This is a genomic window from Streptomyces sp. NPDC054765 (genome assembly GCF_053612065.1).
In genome coordinates this window covers 1-23,665 of the sequence record NZ_JBSHBP010000005.1, presented here as the reverse complement: position 1 = coordinate 23,665, position 23,665 = coordinate 1, and the positions used below count along the sequence as shown (strand labels likewise).

23 protein-coding genes and 3 pseudogenes are annotated in these 23,665 nt (G+C 70.1%); 15 read left to right on the top strand and 11 right to left on the bottom strand.

The window, feature by feature from the left end; all coding sequences use genetic code 11:
* Nucleotides 1-7: 7 nt before the first annotated feature.
* Nucleotides 8-1,369, bottom strand: coding sequence for a ferredoxin reductase family protein (locus ACWGJY_RS05170; RefSeq protein WP_453259420.1), 1,362 nt, complete (start codon nt 1,367-1,369; stop codon nt 8-10).
* A 143-nt stretch (nt 1,370-1,512) separates the two neighbouring features.
* Here ACWGJY_RS05170 and ACWGJY_RS05165 point away from each other — a divergent pair, with 143 nt between their 5' ends.
* Both ACWGJY_RS05165 and ACWGJY_RS05160 read left to right on the top strand, forming a co-directional pair.
* A complete protein-coding gene (locus ACWGJY_RS05165) occupies nt 1,513-2,247 on the top strand; it encodes a response regulator transcription factor (RefSeq protein WP_453259419.1) in 735 nt (244 codons plus the stop codon).
* Nucleotides 2,244-3,692 carry a sensor histidine kinase gene (locus ACWGJY_RS05160; protein ID WP_453259418.1) on the top strand — a complete coding sequence of 483 codons (1,449 nt, stop codon included), beginning with the start codon at nt 2,244-2,246 and terminating at the stop codon, nt 3,690-3,692. The genes ACWGJY_RS05165 and ACWGJY_RS05160 overlap by 4 nt, the downstream gene beginning before the upstream one ends.
* 60 nt (nt 3,693-3,752) lie before the next feature.
* Here ACWGJY_RS05160 and ACWGJY_RS05155 read toward each other — a convergent pair whose 3' ends face one another.
* Complete coding sequence (locus ACWGJY_RS05155; protein WP_453259417.1) at nt 3,753-4,172, bottom strand: CBS domain-containing protein; 420 nt, start codon at nt 4,170-4,172, stop codon at nt 3,753-3,755.
* A 291-nt stretch (nt 4,173-4,463) separates the two neighbouring features.
* Between ACWGJY_RS05155 and ACWGJY_RS05150 the strand changes: the two genes are divergently transcribed.
* The 4 genes from ACWGJY_RS05150 to ACWGJY_RS05135 all read left to right on the top strand — a co-directional run bounded on the left by ACWGJY_RS05150 (nt 4,464) and on the right by ACWGJY_RS05135 (nt 7,841).
* Nucleotides 4,464-5,150 carry a CBS domain-containing protein gene (locus ACWGJY_RS05150; protein WP_453259416.1) on the top strand — a complete coding sequence of 229 codons (687 nt, stop codon included), beginning with the start codon at nt 4,464-4,466 and terminating at the stop codon, nt 5,148-5,150.
* A gap of 416 nt (nt 5,151-5,566) precedes the next feature.
* On the top strand, nt 5,567-6,253 hold the full coding sequence (locus ACWGJY_RS05145) for a CBS domain-containing protein (protein ID WP_453259415.1): 687 nt from the start codon (nt 5,567-5,569) through the stop codon (nt 6,251-6,253).
* Nucleotide 6,254: 1 nt separating this feature from the next.
* On the top strand, nt 6,255-6,482 hold the full coding sequence (locus ACWGJY_RS05140) for a hypothetical protein (RefSeq protein ID WP_453259414.1): 228 nt from the start codon (nt 6,255-6,257) through the stop codon (nt 6,480-6,482).
* A gap of 465 nt (nt 6,483-6,947) precedes the next feature.
* The gene (locus tag ACWGJY_RS05135; protein ID WP_453259413.1) at nt 6,948-7,841 is read left to right on the top strand and encodes a universal stress protein; all 894 of its coding nucleotides are present in this window, start codon (nt 6,948-6,950) and stop codon (nt 7,839-7,841) included.
* Between the two features lie 156 nt (nt 7,842-7,997).
* Here ACWGJY_RS05135 and ACWGJY_RS05130 read toward each other — a convergent pair whose 3' ends face one another.
* Nucleotides 7,998-8,498 (bottom strand): hydrogenase maturation protease, encoded by a 501-nt coding sequence (locus ACWGJY_RS05130; protein ID WP_453259412.1) that lies wholly within the window; start codon nt 8,496-8,498, stop codon nt 7,998-8,000.
* Nucleotides 8,499-8,677: 179 nt separating this feature from the next.
* On the opposite strand from ACWGJY_RS05130, the gene ACWGJY_RS05125 reads away from it, so the two are divergent.
* The 5 genes from ACWGJY_RS05125 to ACWGJY_RS05105 are packed head-to-tail and all read left to right on the top strand — an operon-like array spanning nt 8,678 to nt 13,289.
* The gene (locus tag ACWGJY_RS05125; protein WP_453259411.1) at nt 8,678-9,832 is read left to right on the top strand and encodes a 4Fe-4S dicluster domain-containing protein; all 1,155 of its coding nucleotides are present in this window, start codon (nt 8,678-8,680) and stop codon (nt 9,830-9,832) included.
* Nucleotides 9,829-10,311, top strand: a complete 483-nt coding sequence (locus ACWGJY_RS05120) for a cyclic nucleotide-binding domain-containing protein (protein WP_453259410.1) — start codon at nt 9,829-9,831, stop codon at nt 10,309-10,311. Before ACWGJY_RS05125 ends, ACWGJY_RS05120 begins: the two co-directional genes overlap by 4 nt.
* The gene (locus ACWGJY_RS05115) at nt 10,308-11,132 is read left to right on the top strand and encodes an FAD/NAD(P)-binding protein (protein ID WP_453259409.1); all 825 of its coding nucleotides are present in this window, start codon (nt 10,308-10,310) and stop codon (nt 11,130-11,132) included. Before ACWGJY_RS05120 ends, ACWGJY_RS05115 begins: the two co-directional genes overlap by 4 nt.
* A 1-nt stretch (nt 11,133) precedes the next feature.
* Nucleotides 11,134-11,922 (top strand): NADH-quinone oxidoreductase subunit B family protein, encoded by a 789-nt coding sequence (locus tag ACWGJY_RS05110; RefSeq protein WP_453259408.1) that lies wholly within the window; start codon nt 11,134-11,136, stop codon nt 11,920-11,922.
* Nucleotides 11,919-13,289, top strand: coding sequence for a Ni/Fe hydrogenase subunit alpha (locus ACWGJY_RS05105; protein WP_453259407.1), 1,371 nt, complete (start codon nt 11,919-11,921; stop codon nt 13,287-13,289). The genes ACWGJY_RS05110 and ACWGJY_RS05105 overlap by 4 nt, the downstream gene beginning before the upstream one ends.
* A gap of 164 nt (nt 13,290-13,453) precedes the next feature.
* Here ACWGJY_RS05105 and ACWGJY_RS05100 read toward each other — a convergent pair whose 3' ends face one another.
* The 3 genes from ACWGJY_RS05100 to ACWGJY_RS05090 all read right to left on the bottom strand — a co-directional run bounded on the left by ACWGJY_RS05100 (nt 13,454) and on the right by ACWGJY_RS05090 (nt 16,340).
* A complete protein-coding gene (locus ACWGJY_RS05100) occupies nt 13,454-14,314 on the bottom strand; it encodes a universal stress protein (RefSeq protein ID WP_453259406.1) in 861 nt (286 codons plus the stop codon).
* Between the two features lie 425 nt (nt 14,315-14,739).
* Nucleotides 14,740-15,447 (bottom strand): helix-turn-helix domain-containing protein, encoded by a 708-nt coding sequence (locus ACWGJY_RS05095; protein ID WP_453259405.1) that lies wholly within the window; start codon nt 15,445-15,447, stop codon nt 14,740-14,742.
* A gap of 212 nt (nt 15,448-15,659) precedes the next feature.
* Nucleotides 15,660-16,340: a CBS domain-containing protein gene (locus tag ACWGJY_RS05090; protein ID WP_453259404.1), complete on the bottom strand. Its 681-nt coding sequence runs from the start codon at nt 16,338-16,340 to the stop codon at nt 15,660-15,662.
* A 228-nt stretch (nt 16,341-16,568) separates the two neighbouring features.
* Here ACWGJY_RS05090 and ACWGJY_RS05085 point away from each other — a divergent pair, with 228 nt between their 5' ends.
* The gene (locus ACWGJY_RS05085; RefSeq protein WP_453259403.1) at nt 16,569-17,561 is read left to right on the top strand and encodes an Acg family FMN-binding oxidoreductase; all 993 of its coding nucleotides are present in this window, start codon (nt 16,569-16,571) and stop codon (nt 17,559-17,561) included.
* A 159-nt stretch (nt 17,562-17,720) separates the two neighbouring features.
* On the opposite strand, the gene ACWGJY_RS05080 is transcribed toward ACWGJY_RS05085, so the two are convergent.
* The 5 genes and pseudogenes from ACWGJY_RS05080 to ACWGJY_RS05060 all read right to left on the bottom strand — a co-directional run.
* Nucleotides 17,721-18,263, bottom strand: a complete 543-nt coding sequence (locus tag ACWGJY_RS05080; protein WP_453259402.1) for a DUF1707 SHOCT-like domain-containing protein — start codon at nt 18,261-18,263, stop codon at nt 17,721-17,723.
* 263 nt (nt 18,264-18,526) lie between these two features.
* Complete coding sequence (locus tag ACWGJY_RS05075) at nt 18,527-18,694, bottom strand: hypothetical protein (protein ID WP_453259550.1); 168 nt, start codon at nt 18,692-18,694, stop codon at nt 18,527-18,529.
* Nucleotides 18,695-18,740: 46 nt separating this feature from the next.
* Nucleotides 18,741-19,040: pseudogene (locus tag ACWGJY_RS05070) on the bottom strand (thiamine pyrophosphate-dependent enzyme); the annotation flags it as partial.
* 144 nt (nt 19,041-19,184) lie between these two features.
* The gene (locus ACWGJY_RS05065; RefSeq protein WP_453259401.1) at nt 19,185-19,613 is read right to left on the bottom strand and encodes a VOC family protein; all 429 of its coding nucleotides are present in this window, start codon (nt 19,611-19,613) and stop codon (nt 19,185-19,187) included.
* A 258-nt stretch (nt 19,614-19,871) separates the two neighbouring features.
* Nucleotides 19,872-20,075: pseudogene (locus ACWGJY_RS05060) on the bottom strand (helix-turn-helix domain-containing protein); the annotation flags it as partial.
* A gap of 235 nt (nt 20,076-20,310) precedes the next feature.
* Here ACWGJY_RS05060 and ACWGJY_RS05055 point away from each other — a divergent pair.
* The 3 genes and pseudogenes from ACWGJY_RS05055 to ACWGJY_RS05045 form a co-directional block, all read left to right on the top strand.
* The gene (locus ACWGJY_RS05055; protein WP_453259400.1) at nt 20,311-21,831 is read left to right on the top strand and encodes an MmgE/PrpD family protein; all 1,521 of its coding nucleotides are present in this window, start codon (nt 20,311-20,313) and stop codon (nt 21,829-21,831) included.
* The gene (prpB, locus tag ACWGJY_RS05050) at nt 21,831-22,736 is read left to right on the top strand and encodes a methylisocitrate lyase (RefSeq protein ID WP_453259399.1); all 906 of its coding nucleotides are present in this window, start codon (nt 21,831-21,833) and stop codon (nt 22,734-22,736) included. Before ACWGJY_RS05055 ends, prpB begins: the two co-directional genes overlap by 1 nt.
* Before the next feature lie 61 nt (nt 22,737-22,797).
* Nucleotides 22,798-23,571: pseudogene (locus tag ACWGJY_RS05045) on the top strand (citrate/2-methylcitrate synthase); the annotation flags it as partial.
* Between the last annotated feature and the right edge of the window lie 94 nt (nt 23,572-23,665).

Sequence of the window (23,665 nt, the reverse complement as noted above, 5' to 3'; positions counted from 1 at the left end):
GGGCTCCTCAGAACTCGAACGACTCGTGGTGGATGCGGCACCCGGGCACACCGGCCCCGCGCAGGGCGCGTCGGGCGGCATGGGCCATGCCGGGCGGTCCGCACAGGTACACCTCGTGGGCGGCCAGGTCCGGGATCAGGGCCTTGAGCGCGCGGGCCGTCAACGGCGCGGAGCAACCGGCCGGTTCGTCGACGGAGTAGTGGACGGCCGTGCCGCGAGCGGCCGCGATCGCATCGAGCTCGGCGCGCAGGGCCAGGTCCTCCGGACGCCGTGCCCGGTAGATGAGCGTGACCTCGCCGGGGAGGGTTTCGAAGAGCGCACGCAGCGGGGTGATGCCCACGCCGCCCGCGAGCAGCAGCACCTTCGCCGACCGGCGACGTGCTTCGGTGAAGGACCCGTAGGGGCCTTCGGCCCATACCCGGGTGCCGGGTCGCAGTCGCGCCAGGGCCGCGCTGTGCCCGCCGGCTTCCTTCACCGTGATGCGCAGGTGCTGGGGGAGCGGCGGCGCGGAGAGGGAGTAGGGGTTGGCGGTCCACCACAGGCCCGGCGCCAGAAAGCGCCAGCGGAAGAACTGGCCCGGCTTGGCGCCGAGTTCGGTCAGCCGCTCCCCGGTGAGGTGCAGCGATACCACACCCGGGGCCTCCGGACGGACGTCGGCGACACGGAGCCGGTGGCGCAGGGCCCGTCGTACCGGAACCACGAAGCGGTACCAGACGATCAGCACCGTCACCGCTGCGTACAGGGCGTACCAGCCGAGTTGGGCGGGGCGCCGCCCCACGAAGTCGGCCCCGTTGGCGAGCTGGTGGCCGAAGGCGAGGAAGACGGCCAGGTAGGTGGCGAAGTGGAGGAAGTGCCAGGTCTCGTAGCTCATGCGGCGCCGGGCGGCACGCGCCGAGACGAGGCCGGTGCCGACCAGCAGCACAAAACCGGCGGTGGCCTTGAGCATGTCGGGGTAGTCGAGGACGAGCGTGGTCGTCTCGTGCAGGACATCGCTCGTTGAGGTGAGGGAGTAGCCCCAGATGATCAGCAGGGTGTGCGCCATCACCAGCGAGATGGTGTAGCGCCCTCCGATGGCGTGCCAGCGCGCGAGGCGGTCGCTGCCCAGGCTGTGGTCGAGCAGCGGAATGCGGGCCATCAGCGCGACCAGCACCGCGCAGGCGTAACCGGCCAGCAGTCCGGTGATCCGGCCGGCGCCGGTGAGCCAGCCCGCCGGGCCCACCACGGACGCGGTTCCGGTCCACCACAGGGCCAGGACGCCGGCGGCCCCCGCCCAGACGATGCCCTGGGCGAGCAGCGGAGGCGCGGGAGGCAGCCGTCGCGGCGGGGCGTTGCCCGGGGCACCGCGCCGGGTGTGCGAGATGGCGCTCATGGGACTTCCTTCCGTGGTCGGCGCCAGCGTCGCAGCGCAACCTCTGAAGATCTTCTGAGCGGAGCGCCGCCGAGTGATTCACAGGAAACTCAGAGCCGGCTCATACCCGCGCAGGCCTCTGGGGGAGGGATGCTGGAGGCACCATGCATACTCACCGCACCCCCGCCCCGCTGCACAGTGCTGATGGCTCGCCGGTGCGCGTCCTCGTGATCGACGACGAGCCGGACCTCACCGAGGTGCTCGCCGGCGCACTGGCGGGCGAGGGCTGGGAGGTCCGTAGTGCGGCCGACGGCGGCTCCGCGCTCGCCGTCGCACGGACCTTTCGCCCGCATGCCGTCGTCCTGGACTGGATGCTGCCCGACATCGACGGTCTGCAGGTGCTGCACCTGCTGCGCCAAGAACTGAAGTCGGTCTGTGTTCTCTTTCTCACGGCACGTGACGCCGTCGAGGACCGGATCGCGGGGATCACCGCGGGCGGCGACGATTACGTGACCAAACCGTTCAGCCTGGAAGAGGTGCTGGCACGGCTGCGCGGTCTGCTGCGCCGGGCCGGAATGGCACATGAGCCGGACGGCGACCAGCTGGTCGTCGGGGACCTTGTCATGGACGAGGAGGCGCGGGAGGTCGTTCGCGGCGGCGATCTGGTCGAACTGTCCCGCACCGAGTTCGAGCTGCTCCGGTTCCTGATGCGCAACCCCCGGCGGGTGCTGTCCAAGGCACAGATCCTCGACCGGGTCTGGTCCTACGACTTCGGCGGCCGGTCACACGTTGTCGAGCTCTACATCAGCTATCTGCGGAAGAAGATCGATGTGGGCCGGACCCCGATGATCCACACGGTCCGCGGTGTCGGATACGTCCTCAAGCCGGAGTCCTCGTGAACCGGCTCGTCCCACGCACCCTGCGCAGCCAGCTCACCGCCGGTCTGGTCGTGCTCCTGGCGCTGGCCTGCCTGGCGGTCGGCGTCACCACGGCCGTCGCACTCGAAGGATTCCTGGTACGTCGCCTGGACCAGCAGCTCTCTGCTTCCGCCGGCCGGTTCCCGGTGAGCCTGGAGCACGAGTCCAGGCCGGATGCCGACAACCGGCCGGATACCCGCGGCCAGTCCGAGGGCACCTTCGGCGCCCGACTGCTGCGTGGCGCACCGACCCGGGCGGCCGTCGTGCGGGACCGGACGGACGCCGCGGTGCCGCTGTCCGCTGACGACCGGCGGGCACTGGCCGCCCTCCCGGCCGACGGCTCCGGACACGGCATCCTGCTCTCCACCCTGGGGCGGTACCGCGTCAACGCGGTGGTGGGCGACGACCGCGACGTGCTGATCACGGGTCTGCCGCTCCGCCCGGTCGAGGAGACGGTGCACCAGTTGGTGGCGGTCGAAGCGGCGGTGTTCGGCGGGGCCCTCCTGGTGACCGGAGTTCTGGGAGCCCTGTGGGTACGGCTGTCGCTGCGTCCGCTGCGCCGCGTGACGACCACGGCCGCGAGTGTGGCCGAACTACCGTTGGCCAGTGGCGAGGTGGCGATGCCGGCGCCGGTGCCGGTGGCCGACCCGCGTACCGAGGTCGGGCAGGTCGGCACCGCCCTCAACCGGATGCTCGGCCACGTCGGCAATGCCCTGGAGCGTCGTCACGCGAGCGAAGAACGACTGCGGCACTTCGCCGCCGACGCCAGCCACGAGTTGCGGACTCCGGTGGCCAACGTCCGTGGCCATGCGGAACTCGCCCTTCGGCACCAAGGGCCGGTGCCCGACCGGCTGAGGCGCTCCCTGGAACGGATCCAGGCGGAGTCGGAGCGGATGAGCCGCCTCGTGGACGATCTGCTGCTGCTGGCCCGCCTCGACGCCGGCCGCGCCCTGGAGAGCAGCCCGGTGGACCTGACACGCCTCGTGCTCGATGTGGTGGACGATGCTCGGGCGGCCGGTCCACGCCACCGGTGGCTGCTCGACCTCCCCGAGACGGCGGTGACCGTGACGGGAGACGAACACCGCCTGCATCAGGTCGTCGGCAATCTGCTCGCCAACGCCCGGACACACACCCCGCCGGGGACCGCCGTGACGGTGCGGCTGGCGGCCGACGGCCAGGAAACCCGGCTGACGGTCGCCGACGACGGTCCCGGCGTGCCCGAGCAGGTCCGGCGCGAAATCTTCGGCCGCTTCGTGCGGGCCGACCACAGCCGCTCGCGAGCGGCAGGCAATACCGGACTGGGACTGGCCATCGTCGAGGCCGTGGTGACCGCGCACGGCGGACAGGTCATGATGAACAGCCGCCCTGGACACACCGAATTCACTGTGACCTTTCCTCCGGCCTCGTGCGGTTCCGAGGATCGGTGAACCGCCCGCGTCGCCCGTCCTTCCCGGGGCGTACCGCACGAGCGCGCGTGCTCCTGGGAGTCAAGCGGTCGCACAGACGGTTTCGACGAATTGCCCTACTTTTTCTTCCGAGAGGTGTTCGGCGAGGTCGGCTTCACTGATGATGCCGACGAGTCGGTGGTCGTCGATGACCGGCAGTCGCCGGATCCGGTGTTCCTCCATGGCACGCAGAATCTTTTCCGTTCCGGCGTCTGCGCTGATGGTGACAGGCTTTCCCTGGGCGAGTTCGCCGGCGGTCATGGTCTTGGGGTTCTTGCCCCTGGCGAGGCATTTCAGGACGATGTCGCGGTCGGTGATGATCCCGTGGAGTCGGTCATCAGGGCCGCAGATGGGGAGAGCGCCCACATCGAGGTCGCGCATCCGGCGTGCCGCGTCTTCCAACGTTTCGTCTTCCTGCACACAGGTGGCGCCGCTGTGCATGATGTCGCGTGCGGTGGTCATGACGCTGCCTCCTTCACGTTGGTACGGGGCGGGACGGCTGTACGGGGCGGGACGGCGTGATCCGCTGCCCGCCGCCCTGTAAGCCTGTAAACAGTGTCCGGCTCGTGGGCCGCAGGATGAAATAGGTCGAATGGCCCCGCCTTCCGCGGGTGAGCGGTGTGACGTCGTCCTGCCCCTGTCGGTCGGCAGCGAAAGGGACCGGACGGCCCCTGCCCGGCCGGCCCGGTGCATTTCAGGCTGGAGGTGTCGTTGCCGGCCATGTGACGTCGGTCCGGGTACCGAGGAGGCATCATGCTGAACACCCCGCACATCGTCAGGGATGTGATGACGAAGACCGTGGCGGCGGTCGGCCGGGGGGCGCGGTTCAAGGAGATCGTCGAGACCATGGAGGAGTGGAAGGTCAGCGCTCTGCCGGTGCTGGCGGGGGAGGGGCGCGTGGTCGGAGTGGTCTCCGAGGCCGATCTGCTGCCGAAGGAGGAGTTCCGGGAGTCGGACCCCGGCCGGCTGGAGCAGCTGCGGCAGGTGGACGATGTCCGCAGGGCGGAAGCAGTGACGGCGGGAGAGCTGATGACCGGCCCTGCCCTGACCGTGCGTGCCGATGCCACGCTCTCCCAGGCCGCACGGATGATGGCGCACGAGTCCGTCAAACGTCTTCCGGTGGTGGACGGGCACGGGGTGCTGCGGGGCATTGTCAGCCGTGCCGACCTGCTGAAGGTCTTTCTGCGTTCGGACGAAGACCTCGCGGAGGAAGTCCGCCGGGACATCGTGGGCGCGCTGTTCGCGGCGCCGGCCAAGGATCTCCAGGTCTCGGTGGCCGACGGGGTTGTCACGCTCAGCGGGAAGGTCCGGGACACCTCGCTCGTCCCGGTGATCGCACGCCTGGTGCGGTCGGTTGAGGGGGTGGTGGACGTGGAGTTCGATGTGACCGGCACGGCCTCCGCACGGCCCGAGCCGCCGGTGGCGGGCCAGCAGCTTTGACCGCTCGGTGCGACTCCCCTGCAGGGACGAGCCTGAGCGGCACCTCTCGCAGCTGTGCCTCCCGGGCGCCCCGGTCCGCGGCGGCGAGACCCGCAGGCGATCCGTCCACACCGACAGTCACGGGGCGCGTCATGGTGTATCTCCAGTGAGAGCGAAGGCGTCGTTCGCTTCACGCGCTGCTCGGCGTGGACAGTTCGGACGAGGGGCCGCAGGGACTTTTCACGGGCCGACCGGCCCAACAGAAGGCCGGTGTGCAACGTCGCGGGCGGCCGCGGCGGGGCGACTGCGCGGCATGCCCGGGACCGGCTGACCGGCGGTGTTCGGGGCCGGACGGCCCCTGCCCGGCACGGACGCACGACAGCAGGCTGGAGATGCCGCATCCGCCGTGCGACAGCGGCCCGTCCCCGGGAGGCGTCATGGAACACACTCCGCACACCGTCAGCGATGTGATGACCCAGACCGTGGTCGCGGTCGGGCAGGAAGCGCCGTTCAAGGAGATCGTCGAGACCATGGAGCAGTGGAAGGTCAGCGCTCTGCCCGTGCTTGCGGGAGAGGGCCGGGTGATCGGCGTCGTCTCCGAAGCCGACCTGCTGCCGAAGGAAGAATTCCGGGAGTCCGAGCCAAGTCGTATGGCGCAGCTGCGACGGCTGGACGATGTGCGCAAGGCCGGTGCACTGACGGCGGGAGAGCTGATGAGCACGCCCGCTCTGACGGTGCATGCCGACGACACCATCGCCCAAGCGGCGCGGACGATGGCGCACAAGGCGGTGAAACGGCTTCCCGTGGTCGACAGCGAGGGGCTGCTGCAGGGCATCGTCAGCCGCTCCGACCTGCTGAAAGTCTTTCTGCGCTCCGACGAGGACCTGGCAGAGGAAGTGCGTACGGAGATCATCTGCCGGCTGTTCGGCGACTCCTCGAAGGACCTGGAGGTCACCGTCACCGACGGCGTGGTCACCCTCCACGGCACGGTCCGCAACACCTCGCTCCTCCCCGTTGCGGCCCGCCTGGTGCGGGCGGTCGAGGGTGTCGTGGACGTGGCGTTCGATGCCACGGGCCCCACTCCTGCCGGGGCGGGACCGCCGGTGGTGGGGCCACAATTCTGAGGTGGTCCGGGGCGACGGGGCAGGTGTGCGGCAGGACCTGTCGGTTCCTGCGGACAGCACCGGACGGCCCTCGTACGCCAGGCGCGTCACGCCCCATCGTGGGAGCGACGTACTCGCCGACAACCACCTCATCCACCTCATCCACAAGGTCTTCGCAGACCTCGGCCTGCGGGTCACCCGGCAGTTCGACGGCACCACGGTGCGGCATCATCCGGCTCGCACCGGATGAGCGTTACCTCTCGGCCGCCCCGGATCGTGAGGTGGCGAAGGCAGGGGAACAGTGGGCCGTTCGGCCCTTCGGCAGCGCCCATCGGCTCATTGATGGGAGGACGGACAGTCCAGCAGGCTCGGTATATGGGCGGGTGCGCACTCGGCCTGACCGGTAATACCGATGAGGAGCAATGATGGGTGATGTCCTCACCATTCGGGCCGAGTGTGCAGAACGCGCGGAAAACGAGCGGAAATCTGAATTCCACGACAGTGCCTCTGCTCGCGCTGTGTGGCTGCCGGCCAAAGTGCCATGCGACAAGGCGACCGCGGAGGGCACCGTCGGCATCCTGACCGTAGGGGTACCCCGGGAGGGAAAGGCGGCCGACTCCACCACGATCACGGTTGGGCGGGGCACGGGAGAACGCCGGCTCCGTTCCGGGGATGCAGGTCTGTTTCCTTTCACCACCCCGAAAGAAGGACAGCCATGGAGCCGGAATTGATCACTGTGGGGCTCGACGGTTCACTGGAGAGTCTGGCAGCCGCACAGTGGGCAGCTGACGAAGCGGACCGGCGGAATTCAGTGCTGCGTCTTCTCCACGCCTGGATATTGCCGGCCGCCGAGGCACCGGATACTCCGCCCGACCGCGACCGGAACGCCGGGGCCCGGCAGATCGTGGACCGGGCTCTGGACGAAGTCCGCGCACGCCATCCCCATCTGCCGGTCATCGAGGATCTGGTGGGATCTGAGGCCGAGCCGGCGCTGCTGCGCGCGGCGGGCGAATCGCGGATGCTCGTGCTCGGGTCACGGGCTCTCACGGCGTGGGAGAGCTATGTGCTCGGTGATGTCAGCCTGGACGTCGTCGGCCGGGCCGAAGGGCCGGTCGTGCTCGTCCGAGGGGGCTGGAGCGCGAATCCACCACCGCCGGAATTCGCGGACCTCGCCCCTCGGCCCGAGCCGCGGATCGTCGTCGGCGTGAGCCTGAACGGGCCGTGCGAACCCCTGCTCGCCTTCGCGTTCGACGCGGCGGCGAGCCGCGGACTTCCCCTGCAGGCTGTGCACGGGCGTGCGCTCCCTGTGCACGCCTACGCTCCCTGGGGGGTCGACCCCGATGTCGCGGAGGAAGTCACCAAGGAAGCGGACAGCGAGCTGCGAGAGAGCCTACGCCCCTGGCGAGAGCGCTTCCCCGAGGTGCCGGTACAGCTGACCGTGCTGCCGGAGAACCCGACCCGGGCCATGGTGCAGACAGTCCCGGGGGCTGAATTCCTGGTGGTCGGCCGCAGGCGGCACCATCCACCCTTTGCGCCACGTGTGGGCCCTGTTGCGCACGCCGCGATCCACCACGTGACCTGCCCCGTGGCTGTGGTCCCCCACGACTGAGGGCACGACCAGGCAGTGGCGGGCCCGGATCGGCCGCCCGGCCGGCCGCTCAGCGCCCTCACCCTGTCCGAGTGGTCGGCTGCTTCCGGTTTCCGGTCCTGGTCATAGCCCGTCTCCCGTCTCCCGTCTCCCGCCTCCTGCCTTCTGCCTTCTGCCTCAGTGCACGTGTCGCACGAGATCCTCCTCGATCCGCCGGACGAGCGGTCCGACCACTGCCGCGACCTGCGGCGACAGCCCGGTACCGAGACCGGTGTCGGCTGCTTCGACGGCGTAGACGAGCAACTCTCCAGGCAGGCGGCCCAGTGTGCGGGCGAGCTGGACGGCGTCGCCCAGCGTGAAGCCGTGCGAGCCGGTTTCGCCTGGGCGTGTCTGCGGCAGATCGCCATCGAGCCGGAGGCGGTGCACGCGGCCGGGCCGGGGGGCCGGGTGGTGGAAAGCGGCGTCCACGACGACGGCCAGGTGGGCTCCCTCCCATGCGCTGATCAGCCGGGTGGGATCGCCATCGGTACACGTGAGCGTGACACCGCGGGGAAGCGGCCGCTGCTTCCCCCGTTGTGCGAGGCGGGCCACGACCGCCCAGCCGACGCCGTCGTCGTGCCGGTAGTCGTTTCCGACACCGATGACGGCGATCCGCGCGGCGGCGGCAGAATCGTCCATGAGGCGATGCCTTCCCCGCCACTGCCCGGCGAGCACCGGGTAGCGATGCTCGCCCCGCCCGACCCGTCCGGGGGACCGAGAGGGCCGTATGGGGCAGCGCGGGGATCGTCGGCCCGTATTTGAGGACGCGTACGGCACATACTGGCGGCGCTGACACGATCCGTGCCGGAAGGCGGGCGATGACGGGCAAGGAGACCACCGCAGTGATCGGCACGGACGGGCTGGATGCGCTGATCCGCGTCCTCGCCGCACGTGGTCGGACGGTCATCGGACCGACCGTGCGCGACGGCGCGATCGTGCTGGCCGAGATCGCCGGCGGCGACGAGTTGCCGTACGGCTGGGGCGTGGAGCTGGAGGCCGGCCACTACCGGCTGCGCCCGCGCGAGGACGGTGCGGCGTTCGCGCACAGCGCGGGACCGCAGTCCTGGAAGACGTTTTTGCACCCGCAGCGAGAGCGGCAGTGGACCGCCGACCGCGGGGCTGACGGCGCGCTGGTGATGACCGAGGACGACACACCGCCGTCGTCGTACGCCTTCCTCGGGGTGCGCCCTTGCGATCTGCGGGCCATCGCCGTACAGGACCGGGTGCTGGCCGGCGGCCCGCACACCGACAGCCGCTACCGCGCTCGCCGGGACCGGGCCTTCCTGGTGGCAGCGGAGTGCACCGATCCGGGCGCCACCTGCTTCTGTACGTCCATGGGCACCGGGCCCGCGGCGGATCGGGGCTACGACCTGGCGCTGACCGAGGTGGTCGAAGACGGTGACCACCGGTTCTGGGTACGGGCCGGCAGTGACGAAGGCACATCGGTGCTGGCTGAGCTCCCGCATCGGCCCGCCGACAGGGAGACCGAGTCGACGGCCCGGGAACGGGTCGCCGAGGCGGCCGACCGTATGGGCCGCAGCATGCCAGTGGTGGACCTGCAGATGCTGATGCGTGACACGTTGCAGGCCGACCGCTGGAACGATGTCGCCTCGCGTTGCCTCACCTGCGGCAACTGCACCATGGTGTGCCCGACCTGCTTCTGCACCACAGCCGAGGACGTCACCGACCTGAGCGGGGACCACGCCGAGCGGTGGCGCCGCTGGGAATCCTGCTTCGACCTGGAGTTCTCCCATCTGCCGGGCGGACCGGTGCGTGCATCCGGCCACAGCCGCTACCGGCAGTGGGCCACGCACAAACTCGGCACCTGGTACGACCAGTTCGGCAGCTCGGGCTGCGTCGGCTGCGGCAGGTGCATCGTCTGGTGCCCGGTGGGCATCGACATCACCGACGAGGCCCACGCCCTCAACGCGGAGCGCGCGGCAGGAACGGCGCAGCGCGAAGCGTCCTCATGACGGCGGGAGGACGCAGAATCCTCAGCGCTCTGCCGCCCGAACACCGTGACCGGCTGCTCGGTTTCGCGCGTGATGTCTCCCTGCCGGCCGGCGTTCGTCTTTTCGAGGAGGGCGGCGCGGCCGACCGGTTCTGGATCATCCGCACCGGGCTCGTCGTCCTCGACGTGCACGAGCCGGGCCGCGGCGCGACCGTCGTCGAGACCCTCGGAGAGGGGGAACTGCTGGGCTGGTCCTGGCTGTTCGAGCCCTACCGCTGGCACCTGGGCGCACGGACCAGAGGTGACGTGGAGGCGTACGAGTTCGACGCGCAGCGGGTCCGCGCCGCGATCGACGAGGACACCGCCTTCGGCCTGGCGGTCACCCGGTGTGTCGCAGCCGCGGCGATCGGCCGACGGCTGCGGGCTGCCCGTACCCGCCTTCTGGACCTGTACGGCCCACCCGGCAGCAGGACCGCCGCGGCCGGAGGCGAAGCGCCGTGACGGCCGCGGAACCCGCCCCGGCCCCGTTGCCCTACCGGGTGATCGAGCGGAGGGAAGAGACTTCCGATACCGCCGAGATCGTCCTCGAACCCGTGATGTCGGCCCTGCCGCCCTTCGCCCCCGGGCAGTTCGCGATGGTGTACGCCTTCGGCGTCGGCGACATCCCGCTGTCGCTGAGCGGTGTCGCCGGGAGCCGGCTGACTCACACGGTCCGCGCGGTCGGGGCGGTCTCCGGCGCCTTGCACGGCCTGCAACCCGGCGAGACGGTCGGCGTACGCGGGCCGCTCGGCACCAGCTGGGACCTGCCGGCCGTGGCCGGGTGTGACCTGGTGATCGTGGCCGGCGGCCTCGGCCTGGCGCCGCTGCGGCCGCTGATCCACGACGCGCTCGCCACGCCCCAACGGTACGGGCAGCTGAACATCCTCATCGGGGCCCGTACCCCCGGCGATCTGGTCTGTGTGCGGGACATCGACCGGTGGCGGGCGGCCGGCGCCCGTGTCCAGGTCACCGTCGACCGCCCCGACGACAGCTGGCAGGGGGACGTCGGCGTGGTGACCGCCCTCCTCGACCGGGCCCGGTTCGACCCGGCCGGGGCGGCGGCCTTCCTCTGCGGGCCCGAGGTCATGATCCGGGCCACCGCCCGCGACCTCGTCCACCGCGGGCTCGCTTCGGACCGGATCCGGATCTCCCTGGAGCGCACCATGCACTGCGGGACCGGTCACTGCGGCCACTGCCAGCTCGGCCCGTTGCTGCTGTGCCGGGACGGGCCGGTTGTCGCCTGGACCCAAGCCGAAGCCCTCCTCGCCGTACGGGAGCTGTGACATGGCCGCCGTCCCCGACCCGCGTCCGCGGCTGGCCGTGTGGAAATTCGCCTCCTGCGACGGCTGCCAGCTCACCCTGCTCGACTGCGAGGACGAACTCCTCGGCATCACCGAGCAGGTGGAGATCACCCACTTCCTGGAGGCGTCCAGCGGGCCCGGCCCGGGACCGTTCGACCTGTCGCTGGTCGAGGGCTCGGTCACGACCTCCCAGGACGCCGAGCGGATCCAGCGGATCCGCGCCGCCTCCCGCCGCCTGGTCACCATCGGCGCCTGCGCCACCGCGGGCGGGGTCCAGGCGCTGCGCAACTACGCCGATGTCGCCGAGTTCCAGGCCGCGGTCTACGCCCGTCCGGACTACATCGACACCCTCGCCACCTCCACCCCCATCAGCGCCCACGTCCCCGTCGACTTCGAACTGCGCGGCTGCCCCATCGACCGAGGTCAGCTCGTCGAGGTCATCACCGCCTACCTCGCCGGCCGTACGCCCGATGTTCCCGCGCACAGCGTGTGCTTCGAGTGCAAGCGGCGCGGCACCGTATGCGTGACCGTTGCGCACGGCACCCCCTGCCTGGGCCCGGTCACCCACGCAGGGTGCGGCGCGCTGTGCCCGGCGTACGACCGCGGCTGCTACGGCTGCTTCGGCCCGGCGAACTCGGCCAACTTCCCCTCTTTCATCCCGCTGTTGCGCCGCGACGGCATGGAAACCCTGGACGTGGTGCGGGTGCTGCGGACGTTCAACACCGCTGCGCCGGAGTTCGAGGCGGCCGTACGGAAGGAACTGCCCGGGTGACCCACCGCGCATCGAAGGTCCTGCGGGTGGCCTCCCTCGCCCGGGTCGAAGGCGAGGGCGCGCTGCATCTGCGCCTCCACGACGGCGAGGTCGCGGAGGCCCGGCTGAAGATCTATGAACCCCCGCGGTTCTTCGAGGCGTTCCTGCGCGGACGTGCCCACACCGAGCCGCCCGACATCACCTCCCGGGTGTGCGGCATCTGCCCGGTCGCCTACCAGATGAGCGCCTGCCGTGCGATCGAGGACGCCTGCGGCATCGTCGTGGACGGCCAGCTGGCCGCGCTGCGCCGGCTGCTCTACTGCGGCGAGTGGATCGAGAGCCAGACCCTGCACATCTACCTGCTGCACGCCCCCGATTTCCTCGGCGCCGACAGCGTCATCGACCTCGCGCGCACCCATCGCACCCAGGTCGAGCGGGGCTTCGCGCTCAAGCAGACCGGTAATGCCCTCATGGAGCTGCTCGGCGGCCGCGCGATCCATCCCGTCAACGTACGTCTCGGCGGCTTCCACCGCGTACCGGCCAGGTCGGAACTACGGCCCCTGGCGGAACGGCTCAAGCGTGCCCGGGACGACGCCGAGGCGACCGTACGCTGGGTCGCCGGCTTCGACTTCCCCGACGCCGGGATCGACACCGCACTTCTCGCGCTCGCCGAACCGGGCGTCTACGCCATCGCCTCCGGGACTCCCACCGCGATGGCCGCTCCGAGCACCGCAGGACTGCCCGCGGACAGCGACCGTGCGCTCCCCACCCGTTCCTTCCCGTTGCACACCTTCCCCGACCACGTCATCGAGACACAGGTGCCGCACTCCACCGCTTTGCACTCCCTGCTCGATGGGAACCGCCACCTCACGGGGACACTCGCCCGCTACGCCGTCAGCGGCCGCTGGCTGCCCCCCGACGTGCTGCGGGCCGCACAGGAGGCCGGGCTCGGCGACCCACGCGAGGGAGCGGTGTGCCGCAACCCGTTCCGCAGCATCGTCGTCCGGGCCGTCGAGGTCCTGTACGCGGTCGGCGAGGCGCTGCGCCTCATCGATGCCTACGAGCCCCCACCACGTCCGTATCTCGACGTGCTCGCGCGGGCCGGCACCGGCCATGGCGCGACGGAGGCCCCCCGCGGGCTTCTCTACCACCGCTACAGCCTCGATGCCGACGGAACCATCACCGACGCCACCCTCGTCCCACCGACCGCCCAGAACCAGGCCGCGATCGAGCAGGACCTGCGCTGTACGGCGCAGCAGCGCCTCGGTGCCGCGCCACACCCCTCCGACACGGAGCTGACCGCTCTGTGTGAACGCGTGATCCGCAACCACGATCCGTGCATCTCCTGCTCCACACACTTCCTCGATCTGACCATCGCTCGCGACTGAGGAACTCAGGGCCCACCAGGACCGGTGGGGCCCCACCACCCGGCCTACCCGGATTCGCCGGCCTGCTCCTGGGCCCGGTGGGCCAGGGAGCGCTGCGCCACGCCCCGTGGTCGTCACCGTTCCCGTTCCGGGCGGGGGTGGCCGGCCCGCTGTAGCGGTGAGACTCAGATACGCGGGACGACCGCGACCGGGCAGAAGGAGTGATGCAGAACGGCGAACACGATGGGACCGAGAAGCATCGGGGTGCGCTGCATTCGACGCCCGACGACCAGCAGACTCGCCTGTGAGCATGCCCCCAGTAGTACCGGTGCGACTCTGCCCCGCTGCACGTGTTCGACCACGTCGACACCGGGGAACTTCGCTCGCCAGGGCGCCAGGATACCGGCCAGCTTCTTCTCCTCGCCGATTGCGGACTGATCTTCCTCCGCCGGGCGGGCGGGGGCGGTGGGCACGTAACCCCCGGCATCCAGCGGCTCCCACGCCCGTACGGCGCGCACGCACGTGTGGTGGGCATCGGCGGCAGCAAACGCGAAATCCAGTACCGCCTCACCCCGCGTCCCGGGCTCCTGGACGCCGACCACGACTTCGGGCCTCCCATAGGCGATGGCCTCCTCCTCGCGCACGGTGATCACCGGGCACTCCGCGCGCCCGAGAACGTGCAGGCTGACCGAACCGAGCAGGGACCCGGCTATCGCACCGTGCCCGCGCGATCCGAGCACCATCACCGTGGCCTGCCCACTGCGGTCCACCAACGCGTCGACCGCTTGCTCCGAGACCTGCTCGGTCGTCACCGAGATGTCCGGATGCAGCTGGAGAGCCATGGCTTCGCCTGATGCGAGCACCTCGGCTCCATAACGCTTCCTGGCCGCGTCCTCCCGGGCGATGGGGATGTTCAGGGGCTGCGAGATCCAGGAATGCAGAAGGCGGAGCGGGAGGCCCCGGGCCGCCGCTTCCTCGGCACCCCAGCGCACAGCCGGCACGCTGTTGCCGGTGCCGTCCAGCCCTACGACAACAGACCCGCCCATGACAACCTCCACGCAGCCAGGGCTACGGATACAAGCTTCCTCGGTCCAGCATTGCCGCAGCCCAGGAGCAAACCAATGGGCCGAGCGGTCCTACCGGGAGGCCACCTGGCGCGCTGAAGTGCCGCTCACCCGGTTCGTCATGCACATTCCGGGCCGAGCCAACGCGCCGAACCGCTCGGGGCCCCTCGGCCCACCGCCTTCCCGCCTCTCGTCGTCCGGCACCTGCTGTCCGCCGGCCTCTGAACAGCCTGGATGTATCACCGGACGGCCTCGGCCTCCCCCCACCGTGCGCATCGGCAGGGCGACATCTCTCGTGGTGCGCACCGGCCGAGCCGCCCGAGCGGCCTCACCCGGAGGACGATGCGGATGAGCGTGGCCGGGCACCAGGACGGTGAATTGCGCGCCTGCGACCTGTCTCCTGCCCATCACGACGTTGCCCTCCCTGGCGCAGGGGCGCCCATGACGCGAATTCGTCGGCCGGTGATCCGCATCGGACGGATGGCGATCCACTGGTGACGTCCGTCGCCCACCCAGGGGGCGGTGTGCGCATGTTCCTCGAGCCGCCGTGATTCACAGGAGTTGGTGACCACGTGGGCGTGCCCCACCACCAGGACGCTCCAGCCCTGGCTGAATGCGTCGTCGATGTGATCGACCTCCAGCGCGACCTCGTGGCCGGCCGCCGCGGCCGGTCCGGCTTCCGGGGCGGTGCGGTAGGCGATCAACTCGTCGGCCACGGTGTAGTTCACAGGGAACACCGCGGGCGCGTCATCGACGGTCACCGCTACTCTGCCGACGCCGTGCGTGGAGAGCCTCTCGCGGCACTCCTCAGGGCTGAGAACCAGTACCTCGGGATGTGCGGCGGCCTGACCGAAGCCGGCCGGTAGCTCAGTCGTCCCTCCCACCAACTCAGCCACTGTGGTATCCAACGCACTGGCCAGGCGCAGCATGAAGCCGATGCCCGGTTCGGCAGCGCTCTCCTCCACATACTGGAGAAACCCGGGCGAGGCAGCGGCGCGGGCCGCGACTTCCTCGCGGGTCAGCCCCAACTGTTGCCGGCGCAGCGCGGCACGCCGCCCAAGGTCACTGTGGGGTCGGACCGGCTCCGAGCCGGGGTCGGGCTCCGTGTCCGTCATCGCCTACACATCCCTTCGTCGAGCCGGGGCAGCGGTGGTCCGGCCGCGGTTCGGCAAGCGGCCGAGGCAGGTACACCGGTGGGCTCCGGGGCGGGATCCCGTCGTGCAGAAGCCCGCAGTCGCACCTTGGCCCGGCTCCGCCTCCCACGCCGCCCACAGCGCCGCGGACAGGGACGGGAGAGAGCCGTCCGGTCCGACCGTGATGCGGTCCGTCATGAGTGTGCTCCGCTCCCTCTGGCCGAGCCGACGGCCATGGCCGGCTTCAGGTCTTCGGAGACCGAGACGACGCCATCGACGCCGGCGCACATGCGCACAAGAACCGGGGTGAGGAGAGGCTCGTCCACGGAGCCGTGCAGTGCCACCTGCCCCTGGACGACGTCGGCGGTCACGCCTGCTGCGCCGAGGCGTGCGGTGCGCCCGATGACCTCCCGCGCGATCTCCTCCTGGATCGCCTTGTCTTGGCGGAGGAAGACGCGCAGCAGATCGCTGCGGCTGACGATGCCCAGCAGCGTCTCCGTCTCATCGACCACGGGCAGACGTTTCACGTTCTGCACCTCCATCAGCCGTGCCGCCTCCACCACGGTCCATTCCGGATGAGCACAGACCGCCGGAGCGGACATGAGCTCGCAGGCGGTGCGGCCCTCGGCCCGGGCCCGTTCCCACGCCTCGAGGTGGGGCAACGGCGTCCTGCCGGAGAGATCGGACCGGTCAGCCGCCTTCCGCAGCAGGTCGGCCTCCGAGACGATCCCGGCCGGCCTGCCGAGGCTGTCGAGTACCGGGACGGCACTCACCGCTTTGTCGGCGAGGATCTGCGCGATGTCCTTGAACGGGGTATCGAGCTGCACACTCACGACCTGCCTCGTCATGAGCTCATCTATCGTGCGGTGCTCCATCTCCGGCTCCTTTCACCGTGGCGGACGAGGCATTGCCCCCACTTCTTCAGCGTGGCCGGAGCAGGGGCGTTCCCGGCATGAGCCACTCGGCCCCATCGGCCGGCCGGCAGGCCCGGAAGGTCCGAGTGGCCTGCGGCAAGGGACCTACGGCCCCTGACGCGACCGGAGCCGCCCCACCACACTGAAGAAGCCACCGATCCCACCGTCCGCCCCGTCCAGGAGGCCCCGGTGTTCACCCAGATCCTCGACGACACGCTGGTGAAGACCCTCGTCGCCGACGCCGTCACCGCGCCGTCCATGCACAACGCCCAGCCCTGGCACTTCAGCTACACCCGCGACAGCCGTACGTTCACCCTCGCCGCCGACCTCGAGCGCGCAATGCCGCACGCCGACCCCACGACCCGAGGCCTGCACCTGGGCTGCGGAGCCGCGCTGCTGAATCTGCGAGTGGCCGCATCTCACGCAGGCCATCGCACCACAACGACCCTCCTCCCTGACCCGCACGCCCCGGCGCTGCTGGCCGCCGTGCGGCTGGACGACCCCCATGAGCACCTGGACGAGTCCCTCCCCGGCCTCCATCCCGCCATCCGCAACCGCCACACCAGCCGCTCCCCCTTCACGGAACGCCAGATCCCGGAAACCATCCGTGCGACTCTCGCCGAGGCCGCAGCCCGAGAAGGGGCACAGCTGAGCTTCCTCACCACTCCGCACCGCGAGACCGTGCTGGACCTGATCATGCATGCAGAGGGCTACAACCGGATGGACGACGGCCGCGACGCCGAACAGCGCCGCTGGACCCACGATGCCGCTGTCGAGCCGGCCGTCGATGACGGGATCCCGGACTATGCCTTCGGACCCCGGAAGCGCACCGGCTCGACCCCCGTCAGGGACTTCGCCGGCCGGGGCACCGTGCCCGACCGCGCCTACGCGGACTTCGAGAAGCGCCCCCAACTGGCATCGCTCAGCACTCTGGGCGACACCCCGGCCGACTGGCTACGCGCCGGCCAGGCATTGGAGCGTGTCCTGCTCCTGGCCACCCTCCAGGGGCTCGCCGGCTCCTTCGCGACCCAGCCCGTCGAATGGCCGGACCTGCGATGGATCCTGCGCGACCCGCAGTCCGGCACCGGCTATGTGCATATGATCCTGCGCCTGGGGTACGGCCCGCAGGGACCCAGGACCCCGCGACGCGCGGTGGATCAGGTGTTGACGATCAAGCCGTGATACGTGCCGGACGGGTTCAGGACGTCCATCAACCGCTGGGGTGCACGCTTCTCGCTGCCACGGCCTGAACTGAACCCGACGTACCCATGCGGTCACATTATGAGCGGTCGAGCGGGACGACGAAGCGCCGGACAGGTGGTCCTGGTGCCGGAGGGAACCTCAACGCCGCGCGTGGCGGATCTTCAACCGTCCGAACCCCATGGTCCCTGAGATCCGGATCCTCGGCCCGCCGGGGCGGGAGCGCCGCCGGGTCTTATGGACCGAGTCCTTCCATCCGGTGTGCAGACCCTCGACGTCGACGATCGCGTCGCGAGGCACCGTGATCTTGGCTCTGCCGGTGCCGAGTGCCAACTCGATATCGACCACCGGATGCTCGATGACCGCCCGGGACAGATCCAGGTGCACCCTTCCGAATGCGGACGCGACCGTGAGGAACCGCGGTACCCGCCATACGCCACGCCGCTGGATGCGTCCGCCGGCAGCGGCGATCGTGGACGTGGTGCCTGCCTTCTCCTCCGGGAGCGAGGCCAGAGCCGACACGAGCTCGCTGTGCGTCTTGGCGGTGAGCACCTGATGGAGGCGTTCGTCCAAGTCCTCGTGCGAGATCTGCCCTTCGGTGTACGCTTCCTGCAGGCGCTGCACGGCCGTGTCGCGGTCGTCTTCTCTGATCAGTCGCGTCGGGTCTTCCGGCGGAGAGGTCACCGTTTCACTCTACTGCCGTGCTGGCGATGCGAACCCGCCGAGGTCCGCACGGGCAAGGCATCCGATGGGGAGGCTGACCGCTCCTCACGCAGGCACGGCCTGTTCGCCATGGTGTTCGTCAAGATGGCGGCCTGGTGCCCCTGAAACAGCGGCCGGTCACCAGGGGCACTGCGGGCGGAGAAATTCGGCGTGGGGCTGGAACGGTGCGATGGGTCACTCGTCGACCGTCTCTGCCGGGTTGGGCGGGCTCAAGTCAGATGGGCTCAGGTCAGGCGGGGGGCGACCTTCTTGACCTTGTTCGTCCGGACGTTGATGAGGGTCGGGCGTTCCCGGTCGTCGACTCCGTCGCGGAGCATCTTGGCGACCTGGTCGGTGTCGTTGGCTTCGTGAGCGTCGATGCCGTAACTCGCGGCGGTAGCCACGATGTTCAACCCGGGCAGGGTCCAGCCCGGGGACGCCGGTGGCGCCCTCGATGTCGGCGAACTGCTTGAGGACGCCGTACTCCTCGTTGGAGGCGACGGCGATCGTCAGCGGGATCTTGTAGCGGGCCGCGGGCCGCGGGCCGCGGGCCGCGGTCCACAGGGACGTGATCGCGTAGTGCATCGACCCGTCGCCCATGAGGGCGATCACCGGACGGTCCGGGGCGCCGAGTTGGGCGCCGACAGCGGCGGGCAGCCCGAATCCGAGGCCCGCGCCGACAGCGGACATGTGGGAGAGGGCGGTGCCGGGCCGTACGTATTCCGTGATCGGGACCTCGTTGGAACCAGCCTCGCTCACGAACAGGGCGTCCGCCGGGGCGGCGTGGCCGACGGTCGCCCACCGTGGGGCGCGAACGCCGCGCCGTACACGAGTGCAGACACGCTCGCGAGGGAGACGGCTCCCTACCTCCCCACCTCCCCACCTCGCCGTCTCCGAGGATGCTCAGTCGAGACAGAACTCGTTGCCCTCGATGTCCTGCATCACGATGCACGAATCGTTGTCGCCAGCCAGTAGTCGCACGCGTACCGCGCCGAGCGCGACCAGTCGTACGCATTCGGCCTCAAGCGCGGCCAGGCGCTCTTCACCCACGAGTCCGGTGCCGACCCGCACGTCAAGATGCAGCCGATTCTTGACGACCTTGCCTTCAGGGACACGCTGAAAGAACAGTCGCGGGCCCACACCTGAGGGGTCAATACATGCGAACCTTGAACCCTGATCCTCAAGAGGCAGGGAGCGGTCGAAATCGCCCCAAGTGGCGAACTGCTCCGGTGGCGGAGGCACGACGTACCCCAATACCTCGCACCAGAAACGAGCGACGCGCTCAGGTTCTGCGCAGTCGAAGGTGACTTGGAACTGCTTGACCGATGACATCGGCGCACCATAGCAGGGGCACTCCGTTGCTCAATTCCCGGTGTGGAGCCGCATGTTGCCAAGAGAACGTCCCCTGTCGGCCGCTGCTGTGTCGTGCGGTCGCAAGCGGTGACCCGATGTCGATGCCGCCAAGGGATTGCCGTTGCGGACCAGACCGCGGAAACCGGCGGGGTAGGGGAACGGCGATGTGGCCCGCAGCAGGTTGTCGCGGATGTCGGCCAGCCGTGCCCTTTGGGCCGGATCCGGTCATAGGAGTGAGAACTCGGGGTCCACGCCGAGAACCTCGGCGATGCGGAGCAGGACCGGTGCGGTCAGCGGGCGCCGGCTGTGCTCGATCCGGTTCAGAAAGCTCGTCGAGATACCGAGCGAACGGGTCGGCTCGACCTGGTTCATGTCGCGCTCGGTGCGCAGCCTCCGCAGCTCGGCGTGCGCGTAGATCTTCCGTACGGGAGGCCGTGCCATGGGTGAGGCGCCTCCTTCTCACTCCCGCTCCACTCGGCGCCCGATCGGCCCCCGTTCTTGCGAAGCTATCATCCGCATTTTTTGCAAAATTCGCAGTTTTGCAGCCCCCAGCCGTACGGATTTCGCAGAGGGGAACCGTCGTCAGCGGAGCCGGGGGCGGGAATGAACGGTACGGAAAGCGCGAGGCCCCCGGGCGAGGGCGGTCTTCGCGAAACCGCACCCCGCGAGGAGTCCCGTGATCGACCACCAGGTACATGTCCACCCCAGCGCCGACCGCCTGCCCCGCGAGAAGCAGCTCGCCTGGAAGCTGGCCGCCGTCGCCACCGGAACCCAGGAGGCCGCCGGGCTGAACGCGGAAGCCACGGCCATGGCGGCCAACCGGGTGATCGACAACGCCTCGGTCGCACTCGCCTCCCTGCGCCGCCGTCCGGTCGCCGTGGCCCGCGCCCAGGCCATGACGCACACGGCCACGTCGGGCGCCTCGGTGTTCGGCGCGGATCAGGGGCAGCGCGTGTCGCCCGAGTGGGCCGCCTGGGCCAACGGCACGGCGGTGCGTGAGCTGGACTTCCACGACACCTACCTCGCCGCCGACTACTCCCACCCCGGCGACAACATCCCGCCGCTGCTCGCCGTCGCCCAGCACACCGGCCGCTCCGGTGCCGATCTGCTGCGCGGCATCATCGCCGCCTACGAAATCCACGTCGCGCTCGTGAAAGGCATCTGCCTGCACGCCCACCGCATCGACCATGTGGCACACCTGAGCGCCGCCACCGCCTGCGGCCTCGGGGCGATGCTGCGACTGCCGACGGAGACCGTGTACCAGGCCGTCGGGCAGGCGGTGCACACCACGACCGCGACCCGGCAGTCCCGCAAGGGCGAGATCTCCAGCTGGAAGGCGTTCGCCCCGGCCTTCGCCGGCAAGGCGGCGACCGAGGCCGTCGACCGGGCGATGCGCGGAGAAGGCGCACCGTCGCCGATCTACGAAGGGGAGGACGGCTTCCTCGCCTGGATGCTCGACGGCCCTCAGGCGTCGTACACCGTCTCCCTGCCGGAACCGGGCGAAGCGCGCCGGGCGATCCTCGACACCTACACCAAGGAACACTCGGCCGAGTACCAGGCACAGGCGATCATCGACCTGGCGCGGCGACTGCGCGAGAAGACCGGCCCGCTCGACCGGGTGGCATCCATCGTGCTGCACACCAGCCACCACACCCACCACGTCATCGGCTCCGGCGCGAACGACCCCCAGAAGTACGACCCCACCGCCAGCCGCGAAACCCTCGACCACTCCGTGCCGTACATCTTCGCCGTCGCCCTGGAGGACGGCACCTGGCACCACGAACGCTCCTACGCGCCCGACCGCGCCCGGCGCCCGAGAACCGTGGAGCTGTGGAAGAAGATCTCCACGGTCGAGGCCCCGGAGTGGACCCGCCGCTACCACGACCCCGACCCACAGCGACGCGCCTTCGGCGGCCGGGCCGTCATCACCCTCGACGACGGCACCGTCATCGAGGACGAACTGGCCGTCGCTGACGCCCATCCAGCCGGCGCCCGGCCCTTCGGCCGCGACGGCTACACAGCCAAGTTCCGCACTCTCACCGAGGACATCGTCGCGCCGACCGCGCAGGACGCGTTCCTGGACGCGGCGGGCCGGCTGGCCGAGCTGGACACGCCAGAGCTCGCGGACCTGTTCCCGGCAGCCGACACCGCGGCCGTCGCCGCGTACGACACGCAGCTCCCGAAGGGACTGTTCTGATGCTGCACACCCACACCACACCCGCCGCACGCCGCCGGACACTGCGCGAACAACTCGCTTCGGGGCGGCTGTTGCGGATGCCGGGGGCGATCAACCCGTACTCGGCGAAACTGATCGAGAGGCATGGGTTCGAGGCCGTCTACCTCTCCGGCGCCGTCCTCGCCGCCGAGCTGTGTCTGCCCGACATCGGTCTCACCACTTCCACGGAGATCGCCGCGCGGGCCCAGCAGGTCACCCGTGTCACCGATCTGCCGGTCCTCATCGACGCCGACACCGGCTTCGGCGCGCCCGTCAACGCCGCCCGCACCGTCCAGCTCTTCGAGGACGCGGGGCTCGCCGGGCTGCACTTGGAAGACCAGATCAGCGTCAAGCGCTGCGGGCACCTGGACGGCAAGACACTCGTGACGCGCGACGAGATGGTACAGCGGGTCCGCGCCGCGGCCGACGCCCGGCGCGACGACGGCTTCCTCCTGATGGCCCGCACCGATGCCCGCGCCGTCGAGGGCCTGGATGCGGCGATCAACAGAGCAAAGGCGTACGTCGACGCCGGAGCCGACGCAATCTTCCCCGAGGCACTGGCCGACGAAGGCGAGTTCGCGGCCTTCCGCAAGGCCCTCGACGTGCCACTCCTCGCCAATATGACCGAGTTCGGCAAGGGCCCGCTGCTGACCACCACCGCCCTGGAGAACCTCGGGTACAACATCGCCCTCTACCCGGTCACCCTGTTCCGCCTCGCCAACGGTGCCATCGAGGACGGGCTGCGGGCGCTGGCCGCCGAGGGCACCCAGGAGTCCCTGCTACCCCGCATGCAGACCCGCTCCCGGCTCTACGAGGTCCTGGGCTATGAGGACTACAGCGCCTTCGACTCGGCCGTCTTCGACTTCACCCTCCCGCCCGGCACCTGACCCCCGCCCATTCGCCCGGCGCGCCCCGCGAGGGAGCCCGCCCTCGTTGCTGGAGGACCCCATGACCACCGCCCCGCCCGTCACACCGGACATCCACCGCGGTCTCGCCGGTGTCGTCGTCGACACCACGGAGATCTCGACCGTCATCCAGGAGACCAACTCCCTGACCTACCGCGGCTACCCGGTCCAGGACCTCGCCGCCCGCTGCTCCTTCGAGGAAGTCGCCTACCTGCTCTGGCACGGAGAGCTCCCCGACGCCGCGCAGCTCAGCGAATTCCGGGCCCGTGAACGCGTGTTGAGGCCCTTGGGCCGCACCACCGGGGACCTGCTGGCCCGGTTGCCGGAGACCTGCCATCCCATGGACGTCCTGCGTACGGCCGTCAGCTTCTTCGGCGCCGAGGACCCCAGCGAGGACGACGACAGCCCGGCTGCCAACCGGACCAAGTCCCTCGCCCTCCTGGCGAAACTGCCGACCGTGGTCGCCGCCGACCACCGCAGGCGCCGCGGCCTCGCCCCGATCCAGCCCGACCCGTCCCTCGGCTACGCCGAGAACTTCTTCCACATGTGCTTCGGCCGGATCCCCGAGCCCGAAGTGGTCCGCTGCTTCGAGATCTCGCTCATCCTGTACGCCGAACACAGCTTCAACGCCTCGACGTTCACCGACCGGCTCGTCGCCCACGCAGCCGATCCTGACGTCACACGACTGGCCACTTTGCATGCCGCCCTGCGGCACGCCATGCGTCACCGTAAGGGCATTCACCCCAACCTGGACTACCCGGCCGGGCTCGCCTACCACCTCATGGGTTTCGACATCTCCACCTTCACACCGATCTTTGAGGTTCCCCCGGGATGCGGAGGATGTTGACAGAGGGTCAGATGGTTCTCATGAGAGGAACATCGACCATGGCTGCCCCCAGGAAATACTCGCT